Consider the following 14,409-nt stretch of genomic DNA (forward strand, 5'->3'; position numbering starts at 1 on the left):
TCCGCGACAGCCATGCTGTAGCAGCAAGTCAAACCGGGGGCAGCCCCCGGTTTTTTATTTCCTGGCGTTCATCTTCCTTGCGCTACTCTTCCTTAACGTGTTCAGGATCTGCAATCCGGTCAAGCTGATCTGGCCGGATTGCGCCGTGGCCGACTGATGTGTTGCCGGTTGTAGCGAAGGCAGGGTGTTTGGATCTGGCGCTGCTTGTCGACATCAGGTGTATGAAATCCCGGGCCACACGGCCCGGGATTTTTTTATCATTTTCCGCAAAGCCAAGTTGCAGGTGCAAAGTGGGTGCGCCTGTAGCGGGGAGGCCGGCAAAGCACGCGTTGCCACCGGTGCTGGCCGTAGCGGCTGCCTGATCGCTGCGCGCCACCGGCGCACGCAGGCAGCAAAAAGCCCGCATGGTGCGGGCCTTGTCGCATCTAACTGCTATGCTCAACCGTCGCTTTGCTGCTCGGGCGGGTTTTCCACCTTGGGTTCTGGCCGGGTAACGATGTTCTGGCCCTTGGCCTGTTCACGCGTTTCGGCCTGGCGGCTTTGCGTGGAGGACGGTTGCTGTGGCGGGCTGGCCTGCTTTTGTGGCTGGATCTGGCTCATGGCGTTGCTCCTTGCGTTGGCGCGTTGCGACTGTCGCGGCGCTGTGCCTGTGATTCAAGCTGCTCGATGGACTGGCGACCGGGAATGTCCGGTGTGTTGCCCTGGGTAACGGCGCTGCCGGTTTCGTTGTCGCGCCCGGGGCTGACTTCCGGGGCGAGCGGGGCGGGGGGATCAAGACGATCCTGGCGCTGCTCTGGCATGGCGCTCTCCTGAGTGACTGCAACAGCCTCTAGCCTACTCGCCACACCAGACAAAGCCATCAGCGCTTGCGCCGCCGGGCTGTAGGCGCTTGGGGGCGTTGGTGAACGCCCGAGCGGGTAAAAAAACTGATCCCATGAAGCTGCCAGATTGGCAGGCAATGATGGTCCCCTGCGAACATTCATGCGGGAGCTTTTGAATCACCTTGTTGCACCGGTTGCGGGGCCGCTCGTTGCGGATATCGATGCCGACAAGATTGCCGTCGGTGGCGGCAAGATCATGCTGAAGGACGAAGCGAGCCGGCACCAATGGCTGGTTGCGCTGCAGCGCTATTGTCTTTCCAGATATGCGTTTCCCACTCGCACTACGCGCAGGTGATGGGCTTGGATTCTGTTGCAGGCGCCCCGGCGCACAAACCGGCGGTAGAAGTGAGCTGGCTGGATGCGCTTGCTTTCTGCAAAGTGCTCTCCCGGCTGGCTGGCTTGCAGGAATGCTGTAGCCCGGATGGCGAAGGCAGCATGCTGTGCGACTGGTAGCCAGATGGCTACCACCTGCCATCCGAAGCGGAGTTGGAATACGCGTGCCGGGCCGGCAGCAACCAGGCCCGCTATGGTGCGCTGGATGATATTGCCTGGCATCGTGGCATCGATGACCTGGGTTTCAGGAGGGCCAGATCATTGCCGCAGCCCTGAGCATGCACTGTGCCCGGGGTGGCGTGAACGCCGCGCCCGGCCTGTGATGGCGCCCCACGCAACAAGCAACGCGGCGGCCGGTTGCGCCGTGTATACTTTCTTTGCCCATTCAGCAGATCAACCAGCAGATCAAACCGGACGATGATGCAGACGCCCGATTCAACCAATATACAGCGCATGGCGTTGACGATTACCTCGCTGCAGCATGTGCTTGCCTACCGCAATATCTTCATCATCTGCTTTCTGAATACCGGCGAGATCGTCAATCACAATTATCCTTCGCACGAAGAAGCCCGGCATATCGACAATTTTGCATTCCTGATCGGGCAGGATAATCTGGCGGCAATCAAGGCATTGGTCAAAACATCGGTTACCGGCGAAGATGGCTGGAAGTTTTACAACCGTAATCTGAAATTGCACCTGTTCCGCGTGCAGGATGCACTGTGGCATATCGAGGTGGGCTCGCAGGAAGAGGAAACCGACAATAATTTTCCCAATCCTGATTTCGAGAAATTCTATAGCCTGACCGCCACGCTGACCGAATTCAAGGAATTGCAGGACAACGGCGAAATGGATGCACTGATGGACCGCATCCGCCACGAGCACCTGCCGCGCATCCGCCATGTGAAGGAATCGATCACTGATCCCATATTGATCATGTGCCTGGACCTGATCGAGGGCATCGTGTCATCGACGGTCAGCGACGATGGCAATCTGGATGCCAGCCTGTATGCGTTGCTGACGCCATCCGAAGCGCAGGTGGCCAAGTTCATCAAGGTGGGCATGTCTACCAAGGAAATTGCCAAGAGCCTGAGCGTGGCGTCCAAGACAGTGGAAAACCATCGCAATAGCCTGCGGGCCAAGCTGGGCATTACCAACAAGGGCATCAACCTGCGCAACTACCTGATCAGCATTTCCGGCTGAGCGCCCCGCTTGCTGGTGTTTGCAGGTGCATGAAAAAGCCCCCTCATTGAGGGGGCTTTGCCTTGTCGGGTACAGCGTTGTTTACTGGCAAGCCCTGACCAGCAGCCACGGGTCACCTGCGGTGGGCAGGTTGCCTTGCGACCACCATTTGGCCTGGTATTCCGAATTCTGGTACGACACTTTCGCGCCGCCCGAATACGCTTGCGTGGACACCCATGCCGGCTCGGTGCAGGTATTGCTCTGGCCTGGCTTGAAGCTTGCCACGATGCTGTGGGCGGCGGTGACATTGGTCAGCGTGTAGCTGCCGCTGACCGCTACCGCAGCACCGTCGACCAGGATCTGGTCGATCTGGTAGCCGGCAGCCGGGGTGATGGTGAATACCTGGTTGGTCTTGTCCTTCACCTGCACATTGCCGGATGGCGAAATGCTGCCGCCGATACCCTGCACCGATGCGCTGACCGTATGCTGGATGGCATTGTCGAGCTGGATATCGCCGAACGAACCACCCTTGACGCCGAAGAAGTTCTTGGCGCTGAGATCTGCCAGGTTCGTATTGAGCAGCGTCAGCTTCTTGTTGTCGCCGGCAGCATAGTTGTCCGCCAGGCTCAGCACGGTATTGTTGCCTTCCTTGGCGAGCTTGAGATTGCCGAAGGTATACGGGAACGCGGCCAGGTTGATGGTGGTATTGGCAGCCTGGAAGTAATCCACCGACTTGACGGCATTCCAGCCCCAAGTGGTGGGCTTGAGCAGCACCGTGTATTCAATGCTGTTGAATGCGCCCGATACGCCGTTGAACATGTTGGCGGTAACCTGGCTGCGCGTGACGCCCGGCAGTTCCACCCACGAATAGATGCCGCCATCGGCCGCCTGTGTGCCGACGAACAGGCTATTGCCTTCCTGGAAGATTTTCAGGTTCTTGAAGTCGATGCCTGATGTACCCTGGATCTGGTCCAGCGCCGGATCGAAACCGGTGGCCACCGAGGTGCCGCTCCACGCCAGCGGGAACAGGCGGCTGACGCCGAGCACCGCAGCGACATTGGTGTTGACCGCAGATGCCGCGATGCCTTCCAGCACCACGGTCTGGCCGGCAAAGCTCAGCACTGCGCCGGTCTGGCCATCGGTTACCGCCAGGTTGGATAGCGGGTTGGCGCCGGTCCAGTTGCGCAGCACGATCTTGTTCTTGCCGATCACGAAGTCCTTGATGGTGGTGGTGCCACCGGCAAACTGGCTGAGCTGGATCACCGCCTTGCTGCCATTGATGGTGACCGTATCGCTGCCCTGGCCGGCAGTCAGTGTGTCGTCATACTGGTTGCCGGTGATGGCGTCGTTGGCAGGGGTATCGAAGGTGGTATCGAAGCCGCCGAACATCTTCACGTAGGTGGTGTTGCAGGTGCCGGTTTCATCGCAGGTGATGGTGTTCTTGGTGAGCAGATCCGCTGCACCCCATGCGCCGGTCAGGTGGGCGGCCGCCAGGATGCCTGACATGGTGGCCTGAATCTGGATCGGGTTGCCTTGGGCATCGGTACCCGGCCAGCTCTTGGCCAGTACCTGTGCCCACGTCATGTTGGCCTTGCCGATCAGGTCGGTCATCACACCATAGTTGAAGCGCATCGCATCGCGGATGGCCAGTTCCTGTTTATCCGGCTGCACCAGATCCTGAAAGCTATTGACGCCGTTTTTGCCGGTGAAGGTGCCTTCCCAGCGGTTGACGTCGGTCGCCAGCACGTAGTGTCCGCCGGAGCCGGGGATTTCCGTGCGTGTTTCATGCACGCCGTTGGCCCAGGTACTGTCCGGTGTATAGATGTAGTAGCTTTCCAGGGTTTCGTTGCCCACCTGGACCATTTTCGGGCTGTAGTAGCCGGCGGAAATCATCACGCCTTCACCCAGCTGGTAACCGACAAAGCCCCAGGCATTGAGCGAGCGGTACTGCATGGCACGGAACATCGCCGCTTCATCCGGCGGATTGGTGCTGTACAGGTCGATGATGCCCAGCTTGGTGAAGAACTGCCGTGCCGAGGTCGGCTCCGGGATCAGGCTGCCGGTTTGCGGGTTGCGCACGATCTTGCCTGGCGCGCTGACCTTGGCATAAGTGGTGAATGTGGGGTTATCCAGGTTTTGCGCATAGAGCGCCGATTTGGCCGGATCAATACCCGATTCAAAGGCCCGCAATTTATCCAGGAAGCCCTGGAAATTACCATTGGATGCCGCATTGGCATGATGGGAGATCGATGTCGCAAGAATCAGCAGGCACAGCAGTGTCGGTTTGGACGGCATGGGGTGCTTCATTTTGGATTTCCTTTGATGGGTATCTGATCAAGCCGCATTGAAATGAATTGCAATCCGCAATTCATGCAAAACGCGGTTATGAAAAATCGGTATTCGTCAGCAAGGCAGTGGGCAATTCCTCCGGTTGGATTACAGTTGATTGAAACGGGCAAAAAATGGGCGTGGCTGTCCCGCCCCGCCATGGGTCTGCATGGCGGGTTGCCGGGTTGCCGTTATTTCAGGTGCTGGCCTGGCTGCTGGCTACGCAGGCATGCGCTGCCGCCACTGCACTGCATGGGCGGCTGGAATACGCGCATAGCTGGCCGATGCCCTCCGGCAACGGCTGATAGCCATTGCGCAGGCTGATCACGATCAATTGCGCGCCAAAGCGCGCAGCCAGTTGCTCAACCAGCGCGGCCGATGCCTGCTGTGCAAAGTCTTCGCCGGGCAACGGGTAGTTTTCGGTGACGGCCAGTACCACCTGGCCGGGTTGCGGGATGGCGGTTTTGAGGAATGTGCGTGCCAGATCGTGATCGAGGACTGTCAGCCGCTGGTGCAGCGCGGCCAGCGTCTGGGCAAAGTAATTGAATGCAGGCGTCGCCTGATTGGGGCCGATGCCGCGGGCGTTGACGAGGTTGTGGTAGTCGCGCTGCGGTGTGGTCTGGATGACGATGGTATCTGTACCGGCATGCAGCGGCAGGTGGCGGCCCGGATCGGCCAGCAGGCGCACCGCAGTCTCGGCTGCCTGTTGCTCGATGCGCTGATGCGCAGACAGATCGAAATCCTGGTACAGCGGCATCTTGCCCAGCCGCGCCAGCTTGAACGCCACGATGCGCACCAGCTTGGCATTGAGGTCCGCTTCCGGAAAGCGGCCATCGCGTACGGCTTCCACCACGGCTTCCACCATGGCCAGCTGTCGGTCCAGATAATCGCTCTGGTGGTCGTAGTGTTCTTCGGACAGCATGATCAGGTCGATACCGGCCCGGAAGGCCAGCAGCGTGGCTTCCACCGGTGCGTAGTTGCGGCGGATTGCCCCCATGTTCATGCTGTCCGAGATCACCAGGCCGGTGAAGCCCAACTGCTCGCGCAGCAAGCCTTGCAGGATGGGGGCGGACAGCGTGGCCGGGTGTTGTGGGTCGATCTGCGGATAGCGGATGTGCGAGGTCATGATCAATTCCACCCCGGCGCGGATGGCGGCCTGGAAGGGCAGCAGATCGTTTTCCAGCAATTGCGCGCCCGATTTGTCCACGGTGGGGATGTCGCGGTGCGTATCGCCGCTGGTGGCGCCGTGGCCGGGAAAGTGCTTGGCGCAGGCGACGATGCCGCCGTCGTGCGCGCCATGGACTGCGGCGCTAGCCTGGCTGGCTACCCGGGTGGGCAATTCGCCAAACGCACGGGTATCGATGATGGGCGATTCGGTCTGGAAGTTGATGTCCGCGCACGGGCCCAGCACGCAGTTGAAGCCTGCCGAGCGCATTTCATTACCGAACACCCGGTACATGGCAGCGGTGAGCTGCGGGTTGTCCGCGCTGCCCAGCGCCAGGTTGCCCGGGCCGGTGGTCGATTCAGGCGACAGCACGCTCCAGGCGCCTTCCTGATCCACGCCCAGCAGCAGCGGCGGGAAATCGGCACCACGCATTGCATCCATGGCGCGGGTGAGCGTGCGCGCTTCGGCAAAGGTATCGGCGTTGTCCTGGCTGAGGTAGCAGCCACCCAGGTTGTAGCGTTCGATCAGTGGCCGGGCCGCTTCGGCATCCTTGCCCGGGAAGGCGAGAATGAACAGCTGACCAACCTTTTCCTGCAATGACCAGCCGGCGATCTGCGCGGCGGCCTGCTGGCGGAATGCTTCGAACATGACGGGCTCCATGAAGAGAGAGGCAAATTTCGGGCGTACGAAGCCCCGGTGCCCGTCTGGGGCACATGCCGGGGGTTCGTCTGGATGGGGGTGGGTGGGGCGGCGTTGCGTCAGTGCTTCTTGCGCAGGTGCCCCATGGTCAGCGTGACCGAGAAAATGATGATCACGCCGCGGAAGATGAGTTGCTGGTCGATGTTCAGCCCCATCAGGATCAGGCCGTTGTTGACCATGCCCATGATGAGCGCGCCCACCATGGTGCCGGCCACGGTGCCTTTGCCGCCGAACAGGCTGGTACCGCCGATGATCACTGCGGCAATCACCATCATCAGGTCGTTTTCACCCAGCGTGTAGCGGGCGCTCTGCAGCCGGCCCGCGTACAGGATGCCGGCCAGCGCGGCCAGCACCGCGTTCAGGACCAGCACGTACAGCTTGATGCGGCCCACGCGGATGCCGGAGTACATGGCGGAGATCTTGTTGCCGCCGCTGGCCAGCACTTCCTTGCCGAAGCGGGTTTTGCGCAGCAACACATGGCCCAGCAAGGCGATGGCGATCATCCACAGGAACAATACCGATACCGGGCCGAAATCGCCGGAGCCGAACACGAAGGTGAAGGTTTCATTGTCGATGGGAATGGTCTGCAGCCCGGTCATCCAGCGTGTGATGCCGGTGATGATGCCGGTGGTGCCCAGCGTGACCAGGAAGGAGGGGATACCCACGCGTGACACGAACAGGCCGTTGATCAAGCCACACAACGCACCGACCAGCAGCGCGGCGCCTACGGCGATGAACATGCCATACGGCAGCAGCAAGGCCACCGTGACCGCCGCCAGCGCCACCACCGCGCAGAACGACAGATCGATCTCGGCCGCAGACAGCACGAAGGTCATGCCCACCGCCATGATCGAGATCATCGCCGTTTGCCGCGCGATGTTCATCAGGTTGGCCGGTTGCAGGAAACCCTTGTCATGCAGCGTGATGGCAAAGAACAGGAAGATCACCGCGAACACGATATAGATCAGCAGCGTATTCCACGGGATCACGCGTTTCTTCGGGGGCTGGGCGGGGGTATTGGCGACGATATCCATGGGTTTCCTCACTGCACTGCGGCAAGTAGTTGTTCTTCGCTTTGCTCATGGCGCTGCATGTGCCGGGTGATGCGCCCCCGGTTGACGATATAGGTGGCATCGCAAAAGCTGGCGATCTCGCCATATTCGCTGGAGACGAACACCACGGCGTTGCCGGCGGCGGCATAGTCATTGACGATGCGCATGATCTCGTACTTGGCCGCCAGGTCAATCCCGAAGGTGGGGTCGTCCAGCAGCAGGATGCGTGCTGCAGTGCCCATGCATTTGCCGATCACCACTTTCTGCTGGTTGCCGCCGGACAGGTAGCGCACCAGTTGGGCCGGGCCGCTGGTCTTGATCTGCAGCCGCCGGATCAGGTCGAGCGCAATGCCATTGCCGCGTTGTTCATCCAGCAATACTGGCGAGGCCAGCTCGCGCAGCGAGGACATTAGCAGGTTATCCGCTACGCTGAAATCGAGTACCAGCCCTTGCTCGCGCCGGTCTTCCGGCACCAGGTTGATGCCCTGGTCGATTGCATCGCGTGGCGAACGGATCCTGACCGGCTGGCCGTTCACCAGAATCTCGCCCGAGGCAATCGGCGACAGCCCGAAAATGGCATTGAGGATTTCGGTGCGGCCACTGCCCAGCAGGCCGGCCAGGCCGATCACCTGGCCCGGGTAAACCTGCAGCGATACACCATCCAGCTCATCGGTGGTCAGTGCACGCAGTTCCAGTACCGGCTTGGCATCGCCGGCCGGGGCGGGGCGCTGCCACTGCACGCTGCTGTCGGCGTGGCGGCCCAGCATGTCGGCCAGCAATGCACCGATCTGGATCTGGTCGGTACGCGCACGCCGCACGCAGCGGCCGTCGCGCAGCACCGACACCGAATCGCAGATCTTGAAGATATCGTGCAGGTAATGGGTGATGTAGATGATGGCCACGCCCTGCGCTTTCAGCCGCTCGATCACCGCGAACAGCCGGATGATTTCCTGGTTGCTGAGCGATGCAGTGGGCTCATCCAGGATAAGGATGCGTGCATCCTGCGCAATCGCCTTGGCGATTTCCAGAAACTGCTGCTGGCCCATGCTCAGGCTGTCTACCGGCTGGTCGGGGCTGATTTCGCCAGCAATGCCCATTTTTTCCAGCAATGCCTGTGCGCGCTGATGCATGGCCCGCTGGTCCAGCAGGCCGAAATGCGATTCCGTCCAGTTGGCCATGAACATGTTTTCCGCCACCGACATGCTGTCGACCAGGCTCAGGTCCTGGTACACCATGGCGATACCGGCGGCCCGTGCATCACGCGGTGATGAAAACGCCGCCACGTTGCCAAACAGTTCGATCCGGCCATCGTCCGGCTGGTAAAGGCCGTTGACGATCTTCATCAGCGTGGATTTGCCGGCGCCATTCTGGCCGACGATGGCATGGACTTCGCCGGCGGCCAGCTCAAGGTCCACGCCCTTGAGCACGGGCGTGCCATCAAACTGCTTTCTCAGGCCGGTAATGCGGAGTGCAAGCGGGCTATGCATGGTGTTCCCCTTGATCAGCGACGGGCCTGCAATGCCTTGCTGACAGCTTCTGGCGGCTTGCGATCCAGCGCTTTCTGCCATTGCTCTGTCAGGTTGGCCGGTGTGACCTTGATGGCATCGACGGTAACGAAGGGCGAGGTGGGCTTTTTCAGCAGCGATAACGCGCCCATGCGTGCCAGTGTCTGGCCCATGTCGTACGGCAGGTCGGAAACGATGCCGGCCATGTTGCCGCCCTTGACCATATCCAGCGCATTGGCGGCGCCGAGGTCCATGGTGACCACCTTCAGGTCTTTGCGCCCCGCGGCGCGGGCCGCTGCGGTCACGCCTTCGGCAATGGCATCCCATGGCGCATAGATGGCTTTGACGGAAGGATTCTGCGTGAGGATGGCCGAAGCGATCATCTCGCCATCATTGGGGTTGGCGATGCCCTTGGAGGCCACCACCTTGATGCCGGGATACCTGGCGGCCAGCACCGACTTGACCGCCTGATCGCGCTGGTTGGTCACATAGTAGTTGGCCGCGTGGAACATGATGGCCACGTCACCCTGGTTGTTGATGCTGGCCGCCAGCATTTCCGCTGCGGAGCGCCCCATGCCGTACAGATCGTCCGTGACGATGCCGGCGTAATCCTTGCCGGCCTTGAAGCCCTGCGGCGCATTGCTGATGAACACGAGCTTCACGCCCTGTTCCGTCGCCTGGCGGAATGCCGCCGCGCCGGAGACCGGATCGATTACCAGCGAAATGATGATGTCCGGCTTGAGCGCCAGCACCGTTTCCAGATCGGTCCGCTGCTTTTTGGGGTCCATTTCCGCATCCGTCACCGCCACCACCTGGATGCCCAGTTCGCCAAAGACCTTCTTCGCACCTGAAGTCAGCGCGGTCGCGAAGTCCGAGCTGGTGTGCATGAGGATGGCTGCCTTGTAGCCCTTGCCCTTGAGCCCGCTGACATCCTGAGGGCTGAGCGTGACCTGGGTATACGGCGTGGGCGTTTCACCATTGGGGCCGAGCGTGCGCTCGGCGGCAGCCCAGGTGGCGGATACAGGTAGCAATGCAGCGGCAAGCAACAGTGTTTTACAGAGGCGGAGAGGCATGATCGGCTTCTTGTAGGGTGATCTGGAGCTGATTATGAGTGATACGTAGGTGTTGTCAAGCGGGTGTCATGTAACCGTAGCGGCCAAAGTACATGACAAGTGAGTAGTTTGTGGGAAACCAGACGAGCTATTTGTCGGGTGATGTCCGCTACTAGTAAGCGTGTTGCCGATTTATGCGGTAATAGCCATGGTTTTTTGCTTTTTACGGCATTAATCCTGCCGTGCGGAAATTTTTTGCTTACAGCAGAACTTTTTCAGACTTTTGACAAAGGTATTTTTGCTACCTAGACTGCGTGCGTAACACCTATGTATTACCCTTTTTGCTCGTAAAGATAAGTGGTTTGCCGGGCCGGAGCCCGCTTGCCGACAATGCCATCCCCAATGGCCTACCCAAAACTGGAGTGGATACGATGTTCAAACGCTGCACAAAACCGTTGTTGCTGCTGGCCTTGCTGGCGCCGGCGCTGGCCCACGCTGACCGCACCAAGGTCGAGTTCTGGACGTTCAATACCGTGCAGTTCGCGCCGTTCTTCAACGACGTGATACAGAAGTACAACAAGGCCAACCCGAACTACGAAGCGGTGTGGACCGATATGAACTGGGATCAGATCCAGCCCAAGCTGGTATCGGCGATTGCTGCGGGCACGCCGCCGGCACTGGTGAACTTCAACGTGCCATGGACGCATGAATTCGCCAACAAGAACCTGCTGTTGCCGCTTGATGATCTGATGGGGGAGGGCAAGACCGTCTACCTGCCGGGGGCGCTGAAGGATCTGTCGGTGAAGGAGCGGATTTATGGCTTCCCGTATTACAACTCGGTTTCGGTGATCGCATACAACAAGGATCTGCTGGCCAAGAGCGGTATCAAGACCCCGCCGAAAACCTTCGATGAGTTCATTGCCGCTGCGCGCCTCGTTACCGAGAAAACCGGCGTGCCGGCATTCTCGCCCAAGCTGGCCACCAAGAGTGGCGACGGCGGCATGATCCCGTGGTTCGTTTATATGGGGCTGCCGATTTTCGAGAATGGCAAAGCGGCCTTCACCAGCAAGAAACATGTGGAAGCGCTGGAGCTGTTTGCCGATCTGTACAAGAAGGGCGTGGTGCCCAAGGACAGCTTCCGCATCGAGTTCGAACAGGAAATCGCCAGCTATGGCGCTGGCCGACTGGCGATGATGACCACCGCGCCCACCGCGCTGAAGAAGCTCAGCGCGCAAAGCAATGCGATGTATGAAAAGACCGCCATCATGGCGTTCCCGCTGGGGGGCGCCAACATGGCCTTGGGGGGCTGGCTGATGTCGTTCGTGATGCCCAAGGGCACCAAGGACCCGCAGGCTGCTGCCAAGCTGGGCCTGCTGCTGACCAATGACGATGCCCAGCTGGCGTTTGCCAAGGCCACCGGCACCACCTTCCCGTCGTCGAAAAAGGCCAACGAGAACGAGTTCTTCTCGTCTGGCGCCAACGGCAGCGATCCGGTTGGTCTGGCGCGCGCGACGGCCGCCAGATCGATGGCGTATGCGCGTACGCCCATCCTGCCGGCGGAAAACATGCCCGATGAAGCGGCGATGCGTACCGAATTCAACGACGAAATGCAGGAAGCCATCGAAGGCCGCAAATCTGCCAAGGCTGCGCTCGACGCCGCCGCCAGAAAGTGGAACGACCGGCTTGCGAAGAAGTAAGCGCGCATCCTCCTCGGGATCTGCCTGTTCCCCTGCCGCAAGGCAGGGGTTTTTTATTGGCGGATTTTTATGGCCCGAGGTGCTTGAACGCGCGCCATCAGATCCGCGCGTGCAGCATTTCCACCAGTGGCTGGAAGTACTGTGCTTCGTCGGCCGAAATCTGGCTTGAGCGCAGCGCGATATCGCGCGCCAGCTCGCGCAGCCGCCAGCGGATTTCATGCAGGATCATGTCGATCTCGGCAAACATCCAGTCGCTGGCATCGGTATCGAGCGGGTTGCTGCTGTCCTGGATGTCGAGCCCGGTGCTCGAGTACGCGCGGATGATCAGCTTGAAGCGCGTGAACGCGCGCTCCAGCAGTTTCTGGCTGGGGCTGCCGTGTTGCGGGCTGGCCGCTTCATACTGCTCGAACAGGCCCAGTGCCCGGGCAATGGCCTTGAGCAAGGCCTGGATCTGCTCGGTGGGCAGGATGTGCTGCACGCCGAATTTGCCATTGCGCGCATCACCCAGCGCGCGTGACAGCACCGAGATCAGCTCACGATCGTATTCGCCGGGAACGATGCGTGCGGCTACTTCAGCACGCTCCAGCGGGTATTCGGAAAAATTGGCGAGGGATGCCACCATTTCCGCGGTGCCGACGATGCGGGCCGGCAGCGCCAGCTTGGCCTGCGTGATGCCGCTGGGGTAGCCGCCGCCTTCGCCACGCTCGTGGTGATGCAGGATGGCTTCGCCCACCTTGCTGGAAAAACCGCATATCTCGGTCGCCAGCCGGAACCCCACCACCGGGTGTACGGATAAATGCCGCCATTCTTCCGGCGTGAGTACGCGCGAGGTATCCAGGTAGCGCTGGTCGATATACAGCTCGCCCACATCGTGCAGCAGGCCGGCCGAGGCCAGCACCTGCATGTCGTTCTCGCCCAGCTGCAGCTTGTAGCCCAGGCCCAGCGACAGCAAGGCCACGAGCAGGTAATGATCCAGCCCTTCGGCGCCGTGGCTTTCCGCCACGCTCAGCATGGCCAGCGTGGGCGGGTTCAGCGGCAGTGCAGTGATGCTGCGGCTGAGCGAGCCTTTGCCGATCAGCGGGTGCAATGCGGTGTTCTGGTCCAGCACGCGCTCGATGGTGCGTGTGAGATGAGCTTTGTCCATGCCGGACTTCACCGCCAGGCAGTTTTCCAGCGGCTTGCGCAGCTTGTGGATCGCCAGCTTGTCTTTCACTTCATGCGAAATGCGTGCGCCCTTGCTCAGCAGCTTGACCCCGCTCTGCGTGTACACGTCCTCGCATGTTTCGATCTCGCGATGCGCGGAAGCCGCCATCACGCGTTCAAGATAATGCGGGTTTACCGCATTCAAGGCTCCGTCTTCCATCCATCCCCCTGTACGGGTGTATTTTGGCCGTCAACTTTGTATGAAACGACTTGCTAATATAGTAGCTTTTCCTAATCTTCTACAGGAACCACGCCAGACGGCGATTTGTATGCCAACGGCAAATCCGCACAGGCACGCATTGAGTGCCTGCCGGAAGCAAATTGCTGCTCCGGGCTATTGATTCTAGCTAGGACCAACAGGATTTGTGACGGATTTGCACGGCGTGAACATGCGGACAACTTGCGCAATACTGACATCGAATGATCAGACGAACGGTAGTTAAAAGCAAATCTGTTTGTTACATCGGATGCTGCTGCCAGCCACAGCCACAGCCACAGCCACAGCCACAGCCACAGCCACAGCCACAGCTAAGGCTGTTGCGCCGGGTGCTTCATTGCATGCGCGGTTTCTGCCAGCTGCTGCCGGTAGCTGACCGGATCGGGCTGCAGGCCCATTTCGCCGTTCTGGTAAGCCATGGCCAATGCCTGGCTGGCGGGCGGGTATTCCAGCTCGGCACTTTCCCGGTACAGCGCCAGCGCGCGCTCATTGCTTTGCGGCACGCCATCGCCATTGCGGTAGGCGTTGGCCAGCATGAATTGCGCTGCTGCCGATTGCTGGCTGGCAGCCACCCGGAACCAGTGCGCCGCTGCAGCGGTATCGGCGGGTACGCCATAACCGTTGCGGTACAGCAGGCCCAGGTAATAGGCCGCGCCAGCGTGGCCGCGGTCTGCACCTGCCTGCAATGCCGGGCGGGCCTGCGCGTAATCCTGCCGCACGCCGTCCTGCCCCAGCAGATACGCTTTGCCCATGGTGGCGTTGGCTTCCGCATCGCCCGCGCTGCCGGCACGCTGCAGCCATACCAAGGCGTCGCGGCTGTCGCCACGGGCCAGCAATACCTGGCCCAGCGTGCGCTCGGCATCGGCACTGCCGCCTTGCGCCAGCTGATGCAAGGTGGCCAGTGCATCCGCATCGCGGCCAGCCTGCGCCAGCACGCGCAGCTCGGCCAGTTTGCCGGCACGGTTGCCCCCTTCCGGCAATACCGGGGCCCGCCAGCCGCCTGCGGTAATGGCAAGCGTTGCGACGCTCGCTACCCCCACCAGGCTGACCAGCAACGCGGTTTTGCGTCGTCCGGCCATGCCCGTTGCCAGTGCCATG

The 14,409-nt window shown here is 60.7% G+C and carries 13 protein-coding genes; 4 read left to right on the forward strand and 9 right to left on the reverse strand.

The window, feature by feature from the left end; genetic code table 11:
* Nucleotides 1-438: 438 nt before the first annotated feature.
* Nucleotides 439-600: a hypothetical protein gene (locus tag IGB42_RS21045; RefSeq protein ID WP_159675445.1), complete on the reverse strand. Its 162-nt coding sequence runs from the start codon at nt 598-600 to the stop codon at nt 439-441.
* A complete protein-coding gene (locus IGB42_RS21050) occupies nt 597-800 on the reverse strand; it encodes a hypothetical protein (protein ID WP_159675447.1) in 204 nt (67 codons plus the stop codon). Before IGB42_RS21050 ends, IGB42_RS21045 begins: the two co-directional genes overlap by 4 nt.
* 193 nt (nt 801-993) lie before the next feature.
* On the opposite strand from IGB42_RS21050, the gene IGB42_RS22045 reads away from it, so the two are divergent.
* The 3 genes from IGB42_RS22045 (at nt 994) to IGB42_RS21065 (ending at nt 2,414) form a co-directional block, all read left to right on the forward strand.
* On the forward strand, nt 994-1,176 hold the full coding sequence (locus tag IGB42_RS22045) for a hypothetical protein (RefSeq protein WP_201800042.1): 183 nt from the start codon (nt 994-996) through the stop codon (nt 1,174-1,176).
* A 5-nt stretch (nt 1,177-1,181) separates the two neighbouring features.
* On the forward strand, nt 1,182-1,334 hold the full coding sequence (locus IGB42_RS22050) for a hypothetical protein (protein ID WP_201800043.1): 153 nt from the start codon (nt 1,182-1,184) through the stop codon (nt 1,332-1,334).
* Between the two features lie 297 nt (nt 1,335-1,631).
* Nucleotides 1,632-2,414: a helix-turn-helix transcriptional regulator gene (locus IGB42_RS21065; RefSeq protein WP_159675451.1), complete on the forward strand. Its 783-nt coding sequence runs from the start codon at nt 1,632-1,634 to the stop codon at nt 2,412-2,414.
* 81 nt (nt 2,415-2,495) lie between these two features.
* Here IGB42_RS21065 and IGB42_RS21070 read toward each other — a convergent pair whose 3' ends face one another.
* From IGB42_RS21070 to IGB42_RS21090, 5 genes are all read right to left on the reverse strand, one after another.
* A complete protein-coding gene (locus IGB42_RS21070) occupies nt 2,496-4,700 on the reverse strand; it encodes a carbohydrate-binding protein (RefSeq protein WP_201800044.1) in 2,205 nt (734 codons plus the stop codon).
* A 217-nt stretch (nt 4,701-4,917) separates the two neighbouring features.
* A complete protein-coding gene (locus IGB42_RS21075) occupies nt 4,918-6,534 on the reverse strand; it encodes a glycoside hydrolase family 3 protein (RefSeq protein ID WP_159675453.1) in 1,617 nt (538 codons plus the stop codon).
* A 110-nt stretch (nt 6,535-6,644) separates the two neighbouring features.
* On the reverse strand, nt 6,645-7,619 hold the full coding sequence (locus IGB42_RS21080; protein WP_159675455.1) for an ABC transporter permease: 975 nt from the start codon (nt 7,617-7,619) through the stop codon (nt 6,645-6,647).
* An 8-nt stretch (nt 7,620-7,627) separates the two neighbouring features.
* Complete coding sequence (locus tag IGB42_RS21085; protein WP_159675457.1) at nt 7,628-9,124, reverse strand: sugar ABC transporter ATP-binding protein; 1,497 nt, start codon at nt 9,122-9,124, stop codon at nt 7,628-7,630.
* Nucleotides 9,125-9,138: 14 nt separating this feature from the next.
* The gene (locus IGB42_RS21090) at nt 9,139-10,215 is read right to left on the reverse strand and encodes a substrate-binding domain-containing protein (RefSeq protein WP_159675459.1); all 1,077 of its coding nucleotides are present in this window, start codon (nt 10,213-10,215) and stop codon (nt 9,139-9,141) included.
* Nucleotides 10,216-10,625: 410 nt separating this feature from the next.
* Between IGB42_RS21090 and IGB42_RS21095 the strand changes: the two genes are divergently transcribed.
* Nucleotides 10,626-11,891: an ABC transporter substrate-binding protein gene (locus IGB42_RS21095; protein WP_159675461.1), complete on the forward strand. Its 1,266-nt coding sequence runs from the start codon at nt 10,626-10,628 to the stop codon at nt 11,889-11,891.
* Nucleotides 11,892-11,988: 97 nt separating this feature from the next.
* Here the strand turns inward: IGB42_RS21095 and IGB42_RS21100 are convergent, their stop codons facing one another.
* Together IGB42_RS21100 and IGB42_RS21105 are read right to left on the reverse strand one after the other, a co-directional pair.
* Nucleotides 11,989-13,254, reverse strand: a complete 1,266-nt coding sequence (locus IGB42_RS21100; protein WP_159675463.1) for an HD-GYP domain-containing protein — start codon at nt 13,252-13,254, stop codon at nt 11,989-11,991.
* A gap of 368 nt (nt 13,255-13,622) precedes the next feature.
* Nucleotides 13,623-14,408: a tetratricopeptide repeat protein gene (locus tag IGB42_RS21105; RefSeq protein ID WP_159675465.1), complete on the reverse strand. Its 786-nt coding sequence runs from the start codon at nt 14,406-14,408 to the stop codon at nt 13,623-13,625.
* Between the last annotated feature and the right edge of the window lies 1 nt (nt 14,409).

Source organism: Andreprevotia sp. IGB-42, from assembly GCF_009848685.1.
GTDB lineage: Bacteria > Pseudomonadota > Gammaproteobacteria > Burkholderiales > Chitinibacteraceae > Andreprevotia.

Excerpts from the sequence above, each read along its gene's own strand:
- IGB42_RS21070 (WP_201800044.1), bottom strand. The coding sequence starts at position 4,700 with ATGAAGCACCCCATGCCGTCCAAACCGACACTGCTGTGCCTGCTGATT.
- IGB42_RS21095 (WP_159675461.1), top strand. The coding sequence starts at position 10,626 with ATGTTCAAACGCTGCACAAAACCGTTGTTGCTGCTGGCCTTGCTGGCG.
- IGB42_RS21105 (WP_159675465.1), bottom strand. The coding sequence starts at position 14,408 with ATGGCACTGGCAACGGGCATGGCCGGACGACGCAAAACCGCGTTGCTG.
- IGB42_RS21050 (WP_159675447.1), bottom strand. The coding sequence starts at position 800 with ATGCCAGAGCAGCGCCAGGATCGTCTTGATCCCCCCGCCCCGCTCGCC.
- IGB42_RS21100 (WP_159675463.1), bottom strand. The coding sequence starts at position 13,254 with ATGGAAGACGGAGCCTTGAATGCGGTAAACCCGCATTATCTTGAACGC.
- IGB42_RS21090 (WP_159675459.1), bottom strand. The coding sequence starts at position 10,215 with ATGCCTCTCCGCCTCTGTAAAACACTGTTGCTTGCCGCTGCATTGCTA.
- IGB42_RS21045 (WP_159675445.1), bottom strand. The coding sequence starts at position 600 with ATGAGCCAGATCCAGCCACAAAAGCAGGCCAGCCCGCCACAGCAACCG.
- IGB42_RS21065 (WP_159675451.1), top strand. The coding sequence starts at position 1,632 with ATGATGCAGACGCCCGATTCAACCAATATACAGCGCATGGCGTTGACG.
- IGB42_RS21085 (WP_159675457.1), bottom strand. The coding sequence starts at position 9,124 with ATGCATAGCCCGCTTGCACTCCGCATTACCGGCCTGAGAAAGCAGTTT.
- IGB42_RS21075 (WP_159675453.1), bottom strand. The coding sequence starts at position 6,534 with ATGTTCGAAGCATTCCGCCAGCAGGCCGCCGCGCAGATCGCCGGCTGG.
- IGB42_RS21080 (WP_159675455.1), bottom strand. The coding sequence starts at position 7,619 with ATGGATATCGTCGCCAATACCCCCGCCCAGCCCCCGAAGAAACGCGTG.